The organism is Paraburkholderia aromaticivorans (assembly GCF_012689525.1).
Classification (GTDB): Bacteria; Pseudomonadota; Gammaproteobacteria; order Burkholderiales; family Burkholderiaceae; genus Paraburkholderia; species Paraburkholderia aromaticivorans_A.
The window spans coordinates 882,875-897,627 of the sequence record NZ_CP051514.1; the positions used below are offsets into that span (position 1 = coordinate 882,875).

Genomic DNA, 14,753 nt, shown 5'->3' on the forward strand with positions numbered 1-14,753 from the left:
GCTCGATGGGTGGGTAACCGTGTGAGAGCGTCTTTGAGATAGACGTGCGGATCAGGCTCGTCTTGACTTCCTGTCGCCCGTACGTTCTCATCGCCCGCACAGAGAAAGGGGACGGCATGTCCGAGGACGTCGCCAGACGTGCATTTGAGCCACCGTCGCAACCAAAAACCGGCGGATCGGGAACCGGCCCGGCTTGGCGCAGGTGCTGTCGGCTTGTGAACGATGCGGCGGCACGGCGAAGCTCGCACACGCACGAGACGAACGACGACCCCAGAACCGGACACCATGCAGGGCGACGCTGACGACTGGACCCGGCCGGGGGCCCCGTGTCAACCGTGGACTACTTGGTTTTTCGTTTGGCGACCGACGGCCGGGTCGCCAGTTGGAACGAAGGTGGTGCCCGAAGATCGTGGAGCTGCATTTTCCGTTCGCTACACCGAAGAAGACCGCCACGACGGCGTTCCCGATGCGGTAATGGACAATGTTCGTCGAACAGGACGCCCCGCCGGCATCCGCGCATCAAACCTTTACGGGTGGCTGTACATCGCGTCCCAGTCGGCCTTCGACACGGCCGGGCGTCCCGCGTCCGACGAGCCACTCACGACGCCGCCGAAGCCTGTCGCGCCCTTATGTGCGGCCACCTTGGCCACCTTGGCCAGGGCGGCCTGGATGTCGTCCGGATAGTGCGGATCGGCACCGGCAGCGGGACGCCAGCCAGTCTGCTCAAGCTGAACGAGTTCAGCACGTACCTGCGCACGCGTGAGAGATTGGTTCGACTGAGCGAACACGGCAACCGGAGCAGCAAGGGCAGCGGCAACGACAACAGCTTGAATAAGGGACTTCATGGTACTTACCTCCAGACTGCGGTTTGTTCTGCTACGAACAGACCTGTTCGTGACCAGTGACTACAGTCTAGGTAGGCAGATGCTTAAGATTAAGGCCGATGTCTGGAGGGAGTTGTTGCAGGATTTGGGGTAAACCCCTGACCCGTACTGTGCGACGTGACAGCGCAGCGATTGCCGGCACCTCTCCTGGCAATGTCCTGGTTGCTGACAACTTCGCGTCGGAATCTTGACATATCGTGGCAACGTCCCGATACGCATCCTGCGTGCATCGCGATAACGGCGCGATGAACACCGGGCCAGACCCGTGAGTTAGCTGACTTTGGGAAACGCCATGAGTCAAGCAGCTTCCATAAGCGAAGTACTGGTTATGTTGCAAGGTCGTAGAATTGATCAGCCGCGGACGGATGGGTTCCGCGAGCAGGTTGCATCTGCCTTTTGCTGATCGTATGCATCAGATCGATGCCGACGAGCAAGGGGCTCCTCCGTAGGCGACTCGCTGCACGAGAATCGCGGACGACGTCATCGAATGCAGCGGATTCTGAGCTATCTGCACTTTATCGCACCGCGCTGCTCGATCGGGATGCACCCTTTCATGCGAGGTGAGCGCGAAACCGATCCTCAGGAGAGTGGAGACCAACTCCAGCGCTCACCGCCGGTCAGCCAGTAAGCAGAGTCTTGTCGCGTGCAATGACTTTTGGCAGATGGACGCGCAGGAAGTCGACCCATGTTCTTGTCTTGCATCGATGAATTTGCGTGAAGGGTAGAGAGCGTAAATGTTCATGTTCTGCAACGTGTGATGGGGCAGCACGCGAACCAGCGTGCCGTTGCGCAGACCATCGACGGCGGCATACAGCGGCAGCATGCCGATGCCCATGCCTTCGCGAATGGCGACAACCAGCGACTCAGCGATATTCACTTGTAACGGGCCGCGAACTGCAATCAATTCGCTGCCGTCGGGGCTTTCGAGCAGCCACTCGTGCGGCGGAAATGCAGGCGTGTTCAATATCAGGCATTCATGTTGCACGAGATCGCCTGGTTTCTCCGGGGCGCCCCGCGAACGCACGTAGTGCGGCGAAGCGCACAGGATGCTGCACGTCGAGCCGAGCAGGTGAGAAACCATCTCCGAGTCAGAAAGCGAAGGCGCCCCAATGACGGCAACATCGCTGCCCCCTCCGAACAGATCCGGCGCACTCTGTGACATCGTCAGTTCGACTGTCACGTCCGGGCACTGGGCTCGATACCTGGCGATCGCCGGCAGCACGTAGTGCTGGCCCAGGCTCGCGAAGCTGAACAACCGCAAGGTGCCGGCGGGGCGCTCATGCGCGCCGCTCGCCTCCTCCTCTGCCTTGGCGACGTCGGCGAGGATCTGCTGACAGCGCTGCAGATATCGCTCGCCAGCGGGTGTGAGTGCAAGACGCCGCGTCGAACGGTTCAGCAGGCGGGTGCGCAGGTGGGCTTCGAGATCCGATACCGCGCGTGACATGACGCCGGTCGTTGTATCGAGCGATTCAGCCGCCGCAGTGAAGCTGCCGGCTTCGACGACCCGTGCGAACACCCGCATGCTTTGTAGCGTGTCCATAAACCCCCCAAGTTTAGACCCTCGCGACCGCTTGGCCAGATCGGGAGTAATCTGCAACAGGACCTGAAAAACAATCGTCAGGCCGCCACGCCTCTGGCGAGAGCATTGAGCGCAGGCACAGTCACGTTACCGCTCGCCGCGACAGTGCAGTCTAGCGGCTCGGCCGCTTCCTATAACGCTACACCGCTCCACATCGACCGATATAAATCGCGTATCCGAATAATATTGACGAGGTGGAAGCACCGCCAGGCAAGCTTGCGGAGCCTCACGTAATGAATTCCAGGTCAGCCGCCGATGTCACGTCCGCATCGCGCCGCTCGTTTGCCGATATCACCCGCATGGTCGCCCTCAATGGATGATGCGATACGTCGTGAATGCATCTCTGACACCGGCCAGGAAAACAGCGGCAAAGTTTCGACCGCTGGCGGCCGACTACAACGGGCGACCGGAGATCGCCGAGTGAGTGCGGCCGCTTCCTCCTCGTCTGAGTCGAGGTGAATATTGATATCCGACACTTCCAGACAGATCTCTGAACTGGGCTTTCTACCAACGCCAGTTCAAGACGGCCGAGCAGTTCCTGAAGGCTCGCGTCTCCCGTCACGTGCCCCAGGTTATTTTTCAATGGCCCAGTGGGCGCGCACCGCCTCAGTCCTGACCTGACCCAAGGTCGCCCCCAACGCGCCGCAATAGGCCAATACCAGATGGATCGCGCTACGCCCCATGCCGTGCGAGCGCCGGACCGTCTTGCCGTCTATTGCCACCACCTGGCCCGCAACTGCAGGACAAATGCCGCTTACCCATCGCACAAAGCACGCCTCGAACTCCCGCGCATCGAGCGCCGCGAATACGCGCCCGAACGTGTCATGCGAGACAATCCCGTTATGCAGCGGCAGGTACCGGCGCAGCCACTCCAGTTCTCCTTGGCCCCACAAAGCGATCCCCACCCAGCTGTCGGCACCCGACAGGATCGCTGCCAGTGCAACCACCAGCATTTCCGTCAGATCATGCTCCGGGGTGCGTACACGCGGGTCCTCCAGCTCCCCAAACGCGTCTTGCAAACTCAACGGTTCATATTCGTCGTCCACACCACTCTCAGCTCTTGGCAAAACCAGGAGTTAACGCTTCTTCGCAACAGTTTATAACCCCCATTCGTAACTCATTGTGTGTAAACAATTTTTCATGCAAATGATATGAACGTCCCCCACCCGTGAGTGCGTGGGGAAGTAAGGAAAGGGGGGATCCTCACGGGCCGACGGCACCAGAGTGCCCAAGGTGAGAGATCATGGTGATTTTCCAAGGCAAACCGGAGGATCCAAAGTGAACCATACGACTGTCGGCGTGGATATCGCAAAGTCCGTAATGCAACTACATTGGGTAGAGCCGGAGACCGGCGAAATCATCAACAAGCCGGTCAAGCGGGCCGCGTTTCTCGAGCACTTTGCGAACCGCACGCCTTGCCTGATCGGTATGGAAGCTTGCGGTGGTGCGCAGCACTGGGCACGGCGACTGATCGAGATGGGGCACCAGGTGAAGTTAATGCCAGGCAAGTTCGTCAAGGCGTTCGTGATGGGCAACAAGAACGACACAGCAGATGCGCGCGCGATCTGGATGGCTGCACAGATGCCAAGCAAAGCCGTTGCGGTAAAGACCGAAGCGCAGCAGGCTGTGCTGGCGCTTCACCGGATTCGTGAGCAGAAGGTCAAGTTCCGCACGGCACAGGTCAACAGTCTGCGTGGTCTGCTGACGGAGTATGGCGAAGTGATGGGCAAGAGTCGCGCAGCGCTGGACAAGGCGATGCCAGGCGTACTCGAGAAGTTGACGGAACGCCTGCCGGCGATGCTGATCGACTCGCTACGCGAGCAGTGGAACGGGCTGGCCGAACTCAACCGACAGATCGCCGACATCGAACGACGACTGAAAAACTGGTTGAAAGAGGACAAGGCGTGTAAAGCCGTCGCCGAAATTCCGGGTGTCGGCCTGCTGAGCACGACGGCAGCGGTCGCAACGATGGGCGATCCGAAATCGTTCCGGTCTGGACGGGAGTTTGCTGCCTGCATCGGAATCGTGCCTAGCCAGACGGGAACGGGCGGAAAGGTCCAGTTGGGCGGTATCAGCAAAAGGGGCGATACGTATTTCCGCACGTTGCTGATTCACGGTGCCCGCAGCGTGCTGGCGCACGCGAAGGAGCCTGGCCCGTGGGTGGAGCAGATCAGCAAGCGCCGGCCACCCAATGTCGTGACTGTGGCGCTCGCCAACAAGATGGCCCGGACGATCTGGGCAGTGCTGGCCCATGACCGGCCGTATGAAAAAGGACATGTGAGTGTCAAGCAAGCCTAACCGGCCTGCACTCGGTGGAGACTAACTTTTAACACAGGATGATACGTCGAAAGGTTGCGGTGGCAATCGAATGTGATGACTAAACAGGTAGGACCGGGACTCGCCAAACCTGGAGAGCGCGAAGAGCCTTGAGCTCGGTGCAGAAATGAGGCGCGAGTCAGCTGAATCCATAGATCCTATGCAGCAGGGCATCTGCCGAGAAATTGATCGGTAAGATTGTGCGTCGAACCCTGCTACAAGGAGAGCGCCATGCGCACGGATCAGACATTCACGACGGGTATTGAGGAACCGCTACTGGCGGTGTCACTGGAGCTTGCCGCAGCAAACTGGAAAGTCGCGCTGCACGATGGCCGGCGTGAGAAGCCGGCCGTGCATTCAGTCTCGCAGCCACAAGCCATGGCTCGCTTGCAGGCAGTGCTAGAGCTGGTCGAACGGCATAAGGAAAAATGGTTGCTACCAGCGGACACGCCCATCGTCGTGAGCTACGAGGCTGGGCAGGACGCTTTCTGGATCTATCGCGCGCTTCGGCTCAAGGAAATCGACTGCTACGTGATCGATCCAGCGAGCATCCCGGTCGAACGCCATCAGCGGCGGGCCAAGACCGACCGACTCGATGCGATCAAGCTGGTCACGAACCTACGTGCGCGGTTGCACGGCGAGCGCGACCGCATGCATGTGGTGCGCGTCCCGTCGTTACAGGACGAGGCATCCCGACATCTGATGCGCGAGCGTGGCCAACTGCAGAAGGAGGTTCTGCAGCACCACGACAGGGTGCGCAAACTACTGGCCACGCTCGGATGCTGGGACGATGTCGATCACAAGACCTTTGCTGGCCGGCTCGCCCGCGACGAGGTAAGGTGTTATGACGGCACGCCACTTCCACCTGAGCTGCGGGGGCGACTGCTGCGCGAGTGCGACCGGCTGTCCCAGGCCGAGCAGCAATTCGCGGCAGTAGAGAGATCACGGCACGAGATGGTGTCGGCACCCGCGCGTAAGCGGATCGATGACCTGTCGCGCCTGAAGGGAATTGGCCCGGTCGGCGCGTCCCGGCTGGCACTTGAACTGTTCTGGCGGGCGTTCCACAACCGGCGCGAAGTCGGCGCGTGTGTGGGCTTGGTGCCGCAGCCTTACGACAGTGGGCAAAGCCACGTGGACCAAGGGATCAGCAAGCAAGGCAACCGGCGCGTGCGTGCCTTACTTATCGAGATGTCGTGGTGCTGGCTGCGCTACCAGCCCGATAGCGCGCTGACGAGGTGGTTCAATCGGCGAACGCAGGGCACCGGACCCAATCGACGAGCGCGGCGGATCGCGATCGTCGCTGTGGCACGACGTCTCGCGATTGCACTGTGGCGCTATCTGAAGGACGGCGTGATCCCCGAGGGAGCGAACCTGAAGGCAGTTTGAGTTACCAAGGTATGGCGACCACGCAAGGTGTCAAACCAGATGTACGAACCGTTTGAAGTGAATATGCCCGTCGGGCCCCTGGGTTACTGACGTGACCGATTTTATAGATAAGGCATGTTCCTGGGAAAGTTCCAGCGTAACGCGCATACAGGATGAGGCTGGCCCGGTGCCAGCGGATAGAAGGTGGTGAGACGTCAGAGTCTTACGCGCGCGATGATCGGCTTCGGACCAAGAGCGTAGATTGGATCGCAGCAATTGGTGACGCAGTGAGAATTCGCCGTGATCTCCGGCAGAAAATGCAGCTTGCATGTTGGCGAGCGCAACACCTGGCGCTCGCCAACATACGCCAGCATATCGCCCGTTTGCGGCGTCAAGGGTCCGCTGCGCCAGGCTTCGCCTGCCCTTGACCCAGCTACTCGCTTCCGCAACATACATACGCGGAGAAGGATATGACGATGATTCATGAGAGAGGCTGTAAAACGGCCTTGACAACCTCCTGCTCATAGAAGGGGCCCGCAGCGAAAACACCCGCTGCAACAAGGCTGATGGGATGGACTCCCGCCCCCTCCGGGGCGACACTTACCCCACCAATTCCCGGGAGAACGTCAATGCCTACTCTAACTATTGGTCTGGACATCGCAAAAAACGTGTTTCAGATTCATGGCGTCGACCGCCATGGCAAGATCGTTGTACTGCGGAAACTTCGCCGGGCCGAGGTGTTGAAGTTCTTCGGAAAACTGGAATCGAGTCTGGTTGGCATCGAGGCCTGTCACGGCTCACATTTCTGGGCTCGTGAGCTAACCTCGTTGGGACACACGGTCCGTTTGCTGCCGACACAATATGTGAAGCCGTTTCTGGTTGGTGGCAAGAACGACGCGAACGACGCGGCGGCGATTTGCGCGGCAGTGGCGCGCTCAGGCATTCACTTCGTTGCTATCAAGAGCGCTGAACAGCAGTCGCTGCAGTCAGTTCATCGCATGCGCCAACGGCTCATCCAGGAGCGAACAGCAAAATCGAATCAGATCCGGAGCATGTTTGCTGAAGAGGGTGTGATCTTCCCGGTCGGGCTTCCGCAACTAAGAAAAGGAGTGGTTGAGCTCGTCAACAATCCCGATTCCCCCATTACCGCTTTGCTCAGACGGCTTGGCTCGATGTACCTCGAGCAACTCAAGGCACTGCAGCAATGGCTCGACGAACTTGCCACCGAGATAGCGGAGATCTTCAAGAGCAATGAAGCTTGCCAACGGCTCGCTACCGTTCCAGGAATCGGACCGGTCATCGCGACTGCACTCGTGAGTAGTGTAGGCGATCCATCGCAGTTCAGGAACGGCCGGCAGTTTGCGGCCTGGTTGGGGCTGACGCCGATGCAAAGATCGAGTGGAGGAAAGACCAGGTTAGGCGGTATCACAAAGCGCGGCGACACTTATCTGAGAACCCTGCTTGTACAGGGTGCCCGCGCCGTGATGCACTTCGTGCATCGTCGTGATGACCGTCACAGCCGATGGATCAAAGCCGTAATGCAACGCCGCCATGTGAGCATCGCGGCGATCGCCCTGGCGAACAAGACCGCGCGCATTGCGTGGGCGATATTGGTGGGTAACGGTTGTTTCGAAGCGGCGTAACAGGCAACAGACATCGAGAACAGTTTCATTTCTTTCGCGATTGCGCAAGAAGCGGCAAGCATGGCGAACCGGTCGGACCGGCGCTTGCAGATCCTGATATATCCGACGGCTGCAGTACGAAGCCACAAGGCCGATGAGGAGCAAGCGCGCAAATTTCCATGATGGCTCGTGCAGCAGCAAGCACATCAGAAGCCGAATGTACGGACGCAGTCGTGACCCTCAAAATGCAAACCGATCTTGCTCATAGGCGGGAGTCCATGTACGGATATACAGCTGCAACCCATCCTGTCTATGTCGGAACACTCGAAAAACCTTCGCAAACGGGGGACGTTCATATAAATTGCCCTGGCTGGAGGGAATGTTCGATGGGCGGCATTTTGACAGGGATATCCTCATTCTCTGCGTGCTCTGGTACCTTCGCTACAAGCGCAGCCTGCGCGATCTCGTTTTCAGGTATCAAGTATTGTGTCTCATCGCAAGGGTTAGTTCGATCTTGCGGCGCCCGACCTCAAAGGCACCACTATGCCGACCGTTCGGAATTGGGTCCTCTGGGCTCACTTAGTTACGCAAACACCAGCGTACGTGTCGATTCCCAGTCTACGCAGCGACCTTTCAAACAATAATCGTAAGGATAACTTTTTTGGAACTACGCCAGCTTCGCTACTTCCTTCGCGTCATCGAGCACGGCAGCATGGGCCGCGCGGCAATCGAGCTTGGCGTGGTGACATCGACACTGAGTCAGCAGATCAGCCGCCTCGAGAGCGAGTTGTCGACACGCCTGCTACAACGTACGTCGAACGGCGTGCGCCCGACCGACGCGGGCCTCGCATTCTGGCGCCAGGCGCAATTGGCGCTGCGGCACGTCGACGACGCCGCGCATGCGGCGCAACACGCACGCCTCTCCGGACATGTGAGCGTCGGTATGGCGCCGAGCACGACCGGCGTTCTCGGCCTGGCCTTTATGCGTGCCATGCGCGAGCGCTATCCCGATGTCCGCTTGCGCATGGTAGAGAGTCTCTCGGGCCACCTGTCGGGCATGCTTAACGCGCGGCAGATCGATCTGGCAATCCTTTTCCAGAGCGATAACGTCAAACGCTTTAGCGCGACACCTCTGCTCAGCGAACGGCTGTTCGTCATCTCGGTGGCAGGCTTCGACTCGATGCCGCAAACCAAAAGCGCGAAGCTTGCGCGCATAGCGAATCTGCCGCTGATTCTCCCGAGCGGCCCACACGGTCTGCGCTCGCTGCTGGACACGGCCTTCGCGAGGGTCAAGATCGAGCCAAATATTGTCGCTGAGATAGACGGGCTCGCAATGCTGATGGATGCGGTCGGCGGCGGACTGGGTGTGACGATCCAGCCGGGCGCAGCACTCGCTCGCCGCGACGCGGCTTTATTCCACGCAGTTCCCGTCAGTGATCGCTACATGGTCCGCCCGAACCAGCTCGTCAGTCTTTCCGACGACGAACTTTCCCCTGCCGGCCTCGCGGCGCGCGTGGTACTGGCCGATGTCGCGCGTACGCTTGTCGCGCGCGGCGAATGGGCGGGGGCAACGCTGCCGGGTCTTCACGATTCGTGAAGACCCGTTGAGGTCTACCTGCTGGCGGCCGAACACCCGACGTCCTACACTCCAGCTAATTGGGGGAGACGTCGAAAATGGTGGATGTATTAGTGATCGGTGGTGGCAATGCGGCCTTGTGCGCCGCATTGATGGCGCGTGAGGCGGGCGCATCGGTCCTGTTGCTCGAAGCGGCACCACGCGAGTGGCGCGGCGGTAATTCACAGCACACCCGTAACCTACGCTGCATGCACGACGCGCCGCAGGACGTGCTTATCGAAGCATATCCGGAAGAAGAGTACTGGCAGGACTTGCTCAAGGTCACCGGTGGCCTGACCGATGAAAAGCTTGCCCGTCTTGCTATCCGCGAATCGTCGACATGCCGCGACTGGATGCGTCGCCACGGCGTGCATTTCCAGCCGCCCCTCTCCGGTGCGCTGCATGTCGCCCGAACCAACGCTTTTTTCATGGGCGGCGGCAAGGCGCTTGTCAACGCCTACTTCCGCAGCGCTGAAGCATTGGGCGTGCAGGTTCGCTACAACGCACCCGTCGACGCGATCGAACTCGACGGCGAGCACTTCGTCGCCGCTCGAATTGGCAATGAACGTATTGAAGCACGTAGTTGCGTGCTCGCAGCGGGCGGGTTCGAGTCCAATCGCGAATGGCTGCGTGAAGCATGGGGCCAGATCAACGGCGAATGGGTCGCCGACAATTTCCTGATCCGCGGCACACGATTCAACATGGGTGTCCTGCTCAAGTACATGATCGATGCCGGAGCGGACTCGATCGGAGACCCTTCGCAGTCGCATTGCGTGGCCATTGATGCACGTGCGCCGCTCTACGACGGCGGTATCTGCACGCGAGTCGATTGCGTGTCGCTGGGCGTTATGTTGAATCGCGATGCCGAGCGCTTCTATGACGAAGGCGAAGATTTCTGGCCGAAGCGTTATGCGATTTGGGGGCGGCTCGTCGCGCAGCAGCCCGGGCAGATCGGTTATTCGATCATCGATTCCAAAGCGATCGGCCGCTTCATGCCGCCCGTTTTTCCGGGCACGAAGGCAAACACGCTTGGTGAACTAGCGCGTGCGACCGGGCTCGACGAGACAGTTTTCCTCAAGACCATCGAAACCTTTAACGCCGCATGCCGCGTCGGCTCCTTCAACCATGCGGTGCTCGACGACTGTCATACCGAGGGTATTACGCCCGCCAAGACACATTGGGCGCAACCCATCGATAAACCGCCGTTTTATGCGTTCGCGCTTCGACCCGGCATCACGTTCACCTATCTCGGGTTGAAGGTGAACGAGCACGCGGCCGTGCATTTCGGCGGCAAGCCAAGCCCCAATCTCTACGTTGCAGGAGAAATGATGGCCGGCAACGTATTGGGCAAGGGTTATACCGCCGGCGTCGGCATGGCGATCGGCACGGCGTTCGGGCGGATCGCCGGAACCCAGGCCGCGAAGGCGGCTCAAAAATCGAAGGAGGCTAGTCATGCAGTCGCTTGAAACGCTCACGCGCGAGGCGAGCGCGCTCGCCTCGAACGAACGCCCCATTACTTTCGCAATGACGCCCGCCGAAGGCGAAGTCAGCCGAATCATGCAGATCTGCAATGCCTGCCGCTACTGCGAAGGCTTTTGCGCGGTGTTCCCCGCGATGACCCGCCGCCTCGAGTTCGGCCGCGCCGATGTGCATTTCCTTTCGAACCTCTGTCATAACTGCGGCGCCTGCCTGCATGCGTGCCAGTACGCGCCACCGCACGAGTTCGCCGTCAACGTGCCCCAGGCGATGGCGCAGGTGCGTATGCAGACTTACGTTGACTATGCATGGCCAGTTGGTTTTGGCGCGCTTTACAAGCGCAACGGCCTCACATTGGCGCTCGCGCTGGCAGGGGGACTCGCACTGTTTCTGATCCTGACGATGGCGCTCAAAGGCGCTTTGTTCCTGCCGCCGCTCGCCGGTAATTTCTATGCGGTATTTCCGCACACCACGCTCGCCGCGCTGTTCGGCGTCGTCTTCTTGTTCGCAATGATCGCGCTTGGTATAGGCGTTCGGCGTTTCTGGCGGAATGAAGATCCGGGCGCGCTGTCTGGGGAAGCAATCGGCGAGGCGGCGCATGACGTGCTGAGCTTGCGTTATCTCGGCGGCGGCCATGGCGAAGGTTGTAACAATGCCGACGATGCATTTTCGCTCGCGCGGCGCCGCTTTCACCACCTCACTTTCTACGGCTTCATGCTGTGCTTCGCGTCGACCTGCGTGGCTACCCTCTACCACTATTTGCTGAAGCTCGAAGCGCCCTATGGACTCTCCAGCTTGCCGGTCCTGTTTGGGGTCGCAGGGGGCATTGGATTGCTGGCTGGGCCCGCCGGCCTTCTCTGGCTGAACATCAGACGCCATCCGCAACACGGCGACAGCGCACAAAAGCCTATGGACCGCGGGTTTATTGCGCTGTTGCTGCTGACCAGCGCGAGCGGTCTCGCACTGTTGACGCTGCGCGATACATCGATGATGGCCTTGCTGCTCGCCGTCCACCTCGGCGTTGTAATGGCACTCTTCCTGACCCTGCCGTACGGAAAGTTCGCTCACGGGATCTATCGCAGCGCAGCACTGCTGAAATGGGCCGTCGAAAAACGCCAGCCGAGCACGCTCCTTGTCGACGATTGATGCCACGCCGTTGCGCCGAGCTTATGATCATCGGCATAGAGATAAAAACTTAGGAGACGACATGGCAACCGAAAACGAATTTCAGCCGCAACCGCAAGCGCTCGGCGCGACGGCACTGAGTATCTCGAAGCTGGGCGCAGTATTGCGCGTCACCAGCGGCAATTTCCTCGAGCAGTTCGATTTTTTTCTGTTCGGCTTTTACGCAACGTATATCGCCAGAACATTTTTTCCGGCGGCGAGCGAATTCGCCTCGCTGATGCAAACCTTTGCCGTATTCGGCGCTGGTTTCCTGATGCGCCCGATTGGCGCAATTGTGCTGGGTGCATATATTGACAAGGTCGGGCGCCGGCGTGGCCTGATCGTAACGTTGTCGATCATGGCAAGCGGCACGATCCTCATCGCGTGCGTCCCCGGATTCGCGACATTCGGCCTGCTTGCGCCCGCGCTCGTGCTGATCGGTCGATTGCTGCAGGGATTTTCAGCAGGCGCGGAACTAGGCGGCGTTTCCGTCTATCTGGCCGAGATGGCAACCCCGGGCAAAAAGGGCTTTTATACGTCTTGGCAGTCCGCCAGCCAGCAGGTCGCGATCGTCGTTGCAGCCGCGCTCGGTTTTGCATTGAACAGTTGGCTGTCGCCCGCGCAGATCGGTGCTTGGGGATGGCGTGTGCCGTTTTTTATCGGCTGCATGATCGTGCCGTTTCTCTATGTGCTGCGCCGCTCGCTGCAGGAGACTGCTGAGTTCAAGGCGCGTCGCCATCACCCGGCAACGGCTGAAGTGTTGGCCGCTATGTTCGCAAACTGGAAGACGGTGATTGCGGGAATGCTGATGGTCGCGATGACCACCACCACCTTCTATCTGATCACCGTCTATACACCCACGTTCGGCCGTGCCGTGCTGCACCTGAGCACGTCCGACAGCCTGATCGTCACGTTATTTATCGGCGTATCAAACTTTATCTGGCTGCCGATCGGTGGCGCAATCTCCGACCGCATAGGACGACAGCCAGTACTGCTGTTCGTCTCCGCGTTAGCGATTGTGACTTCCTATCCCGCCCTCGCATGGCTGGCGCATGACCCCAGCTTCCTGCGCATGCTGGCGGTGCTGCTTTATTTCTCATTCTTCTTTGGCGCATACAACGGCGCAATGGTCGCCGCCCTGACCGAAGTCATGCCGGTCAATGTGCGGGTGGCAGGCTTCTCGCTGGCGTTCAGTCTCGCGACGGCCGTCTTTGGTGGATTCACGCCGGCGGTATCGACGTATCTGATCCAGGCAACCGGTGACAAGGCCGCTCCCGCCTACTGGCTAATCTTCGCGGCGGCTTGCGGGTTCTTCGCTACTCTCGTGTTGTATCGTCGCGGTGGCGCTGCGGAGCTGCAGGCTAAACTTGGATGAATGATGGTGAACACCCGCGGCTGATCGACCCCGTTGTTTTATCAACTCTATAGTGCGTTCGGCTCTGTGATGGACGACTCCCTCCCTTCCAGGTCTGACGTCTACCCACACCCATTAGCGGGCCGGTGTCAAGCGAGCAGGCGGCAGCATGGCCGCGTTAGCGGCCAGTTTTGGTTGTGGTGCAAACTCGGTAGGCGGACGAGAAATCGCTCTTGCTTCGGACACCTCAGCGAGCTGAAAGAACCGCCATCCAAATCGAGGGCGAAGTGGTATCTTTGAGGTGCATGCTGGTGAGATCGAACTGGCCTTTGCGAATGCGATGCATCAGTTCGATGCCGGAGAGGGTAACGGCGGCGCTGCGGAACCGCTTGAACCCGAGCATCACGTTCACCCGCGATTTGATGTGGCGGTGATCCTGCTCAATCAGGTTATTCAGGTACTTCGAGGATCGCAATTTCGTTCGCCTGGGTAGCGACCCGTCGGTCTTCATCTCGCGGACCGCCCGATGAGATGCCGCGTAGCCGTCCAGCGTGATCGTCTCAGGAACGCGTCCCTGAGTCCTGATTGCCTTCGCGAAGAACGCCTTGGCTGCCGCCACGTCGCGCCTGGCGCTGAGGCGAAAATCGATCGTCTTTCCCGCTCGGTCAACGGGGCACTGTCAGGTTGATGGGGAGGCGGCGGTAGAATGAAGTGATGGAAAAAACGAAATCGCTTTATCACGGTCACCGCTTCCCCGCCGTCGTCATCAGCTGCGCGGTTCGGTGGTATTTCCGGTTCAGCCTGAGCCTGCGCGACGTCGAGGAGTTGTTGCTCGAGCGGGGCGTGGTGGTCACGTACGAAACGATCCGTTGCTGGTGTAGACAAGTTCGGCACCAAATTCGCTCAGTGCGCGAAAGCGGCGCGGCGCAAGCCGGGCAGCGCATAGCATCTGGACGAGATGTTCGTGACGCTGCGCGGCGAGCCGTATCTGTTGTGGCGAGCGGTCGATGAGCATGGTGCTGAACTCGACGTGCTGGTACAGAAGCGGCGCGACGAGGCCGCGGCAAACCGCTTCTTCCGGCGGGTGCTGCGTTCAAACCCGGTGCCGCGCAAAATCGTGACCGACCAGTTGCGCAGCTATCTATAAGGAGCTTCCGTTTCTTGCAAGCTGGGTTTAATAGGGCATACGTCGAATCCTGTGTTGTCAGCGCGTGCACGGAAGCATGAGGGCAGACGAGGCAGACTGCAAACCTATAAACGGCCTGTTTGGGCGCTGTGATTGCTGCGCCCGGGCCCGGATAGTAACCGCACAGCGGGACTCCATTCCGGCGACGGCGAATACAAGAACTGTAGCGCCTGATAGCTGCTCGAGTTCGCC

Annotated in this window: 9 protein-coding genes and 4 pseudogenes; 9 read left to right on the forward strand and 4 right to left on the reverse strand. The window is 59.7% G+C overall.

What is annotated here, in order from left to right; all coding sequences use genetic code 11:
• Positions 1–527: 527 nt before the first annotated feature.
• The 3 genes and pseudogenes from HF916_RS04095 to HF916_RS04105 all read right to left on the reverse strand — a co-directional run bounded on the left by HF916_RS04095 (position 528) and on the right by HF916_RS04105 (position 3,509).
• Positions 528–845: a DUF4148 domain-containing protein gene (locus tag HF916_RS04095; RefSeq protein WP_168787906.1), complete on the reverse strand. Its 318-nt coding sequence runs from the start codon at positions 843–845 to the stop codon at positions 528–530.
• 656 nt (positions 846–1,501) lie between these two features.
• Positions 1,502–2,424, reverse strand: a pseudogene (locus HF916_RS04100) (LysR family transcriptional regulator).
• A gap of 611 nt (positions 2,425–3,035) precedes the next feature.
• Positions 3,036–3,509, reverse strand: a complete 474-nt coding sequence (locus HF916_RS04105; RefSeq protein WP_240975352.1) for an ISAs1 family transposase — start codon at positions 3,507–3,509, stop codon at positions 3,036–3,038.
• A gap of 232 nt (positions 3,510–3,741) precedes the next feature.
• On the opposite strand from HF916_RS04105, the gene HF916_RS04110 reads away from it, so the two are divergent.
• From HF916_RS04110 to HF916_RS04140, 8 genes and pseudogenes are all read left to right on the forward strand, one after another.
• Entirely contained in the window at positions 3,742–4,761 is a 1,020-nt protein-coding gene (locus tag HF916_RS04110; protein ID WP_168787907.1) for an IS110 family transposase, read from the forward strand.
• A 249-nt stretch (positions 4,762–5,010) separates the two neighbouring features.
• On the forward strand, positions 5,011–6,165 hold the full coding sequence (locus HF916_RS04115) for an IS110 family transposase (protein ID WP_168787908.1): 1,155 nt from the start codon (positions 5,011–5,013) through the stop codon (positions 6,163–6,165).
• Between the two features lie 608 nt (positions 6,166–6,773).
• The gene (locus tag HF916_RS04120; protein WP_168787909.1) at positions 6,774–7,787 is read left to right on the forward strand and encodes an IS110 family transposase; all 1,014 of its coding nucleotides are present in this window, start codon (positions 6,774–6,776) and stop codon (positions 7,785–7,787) included.
• 358 nt (positions 7,788–8,145) lie between these two features.
• Positions 8,146–8,235: pseudogene (locus tag HF916_RS50345) on the forward strand (IS6 family transposase); the annotation flags it as partial.
• Positions 8,236–8,427: 192 nt separating this feature from the next.
• Positions 8,428–9,363 (forward strand): LysR family transcriptional regulator, encoded by a 936-nt coding sequence (locus tag HF916_RS04125; protein ID WP_168787910.1) that lies wholly within the window; start codon positions 8,428–8,430, stop codon positions 9,361–9,363.
• A 77-nt stretch (positions 9,364–9,440) separates the two neighbouring features.
• Positions 9,441–10,847, forward strand: a complete 1,407-nt coding sequence (gene tcuA, locus HF916_RS04130) for an FAD-dependent tricarballylate dehydrogenase TcuA (RefSeq protein ID WP_168787911.1) — start codon at positions 9,441–9,443, stop codon at positions 10,845–10,847.
• On the forward strand, positions 10,834–12,003 hold the full coding sequence (gene tcuB / locus HF916_RS04135; protein ID WP_168787912.1) for a tricarballylate utilization 4Fe-4S protein TcuB: 1,170 nt from the start codon (positions 10,834–10,836) through the stop codon (positions 12,001–12,003). The genes tcuA and tcuB overlap by 14 nt, the downstream gene beginning before the upstream one ends.
• A gap of 61 nt (positions 12,004–12,064) precedes the next feature.
• A complete protein-coding gene (locus HF916_RS04140; protein WP_168788993.1) occupies positions 12,065–13,396 on the forward strand; it encodes an MFS transporter in 1,332 nt (443 codons plus the stop codon).
• 226 nt (positions 13,397–13,622) lie between these two features.
• Here the strand turns inward: HF916_RS04140 and HF916_RS04145 are convergent.
• A pseudogene (locus HF916_RS04145) lies at positions 13,623–14,045 on the reverse strand (DDE-type integrase/transposase/recombinase); the annotation flags it as partial.
• 44 nt (positions 14,046–14,089) lie between these two features.
• On the opposite strand from HF916_RS04145, the pseudogene HF916_RS04150 reads away from it, so the two are divergent.
• A pseudogene (locus tag HF916_RS04150) lies at positions 14,090–14,516 on the forward strand (IS6 family transposase); the annotation flags it as partial.
• Positions 14,517–14,753: the final 237 nt, after the last annotated feature.

Excerpts from the sequence above, each read along its gene's own strand:
- HF916_RS04095 (WP_168787906.1), bottom strand. The coding sequence starts at position 845 with ATGAAGTCCCTTATTCAAGCTGTTGTCGTTGCCGCTGCCCTTGCTGCT.
- HF916_RS04115 (WP_168787908.1), top strand. The coding sequence starts at position 5,011 with ATGCGCACGGATCAGACATTCACGACGGGTATTGAGGAACCGCTACTG.
- HF916_RS04120 (WP_168787909.1), top strand. The coding sequence starts at position 6,774 with ATGCCTACTCTAACTATTGGTCTGGACATCGCAAAAAACGTGTTTCAG.
- tcuA (WP_168787911.1), top strand. The coding sequence starts at position 9,441 with ATGGTGGATGTATTAGTGATCGGTGGTGGCAATGCGGCCTTGTGCGCC.
- tcuB (WP_168787912.1), top strand. The coding sequence starts at position 10,834 with ATGCAGTCGCTTGAAACGCTCACGCGCGAGGCGAGCGCGCTCGCCTCG.
- HF916_RS04140 (WP_168788993.1), top strand. The coding sequence starts at position 12,065 with ATGGCAACCGAAAACGAATTTCAGCCGCAACCGCAAGCGCTCGGCGCG.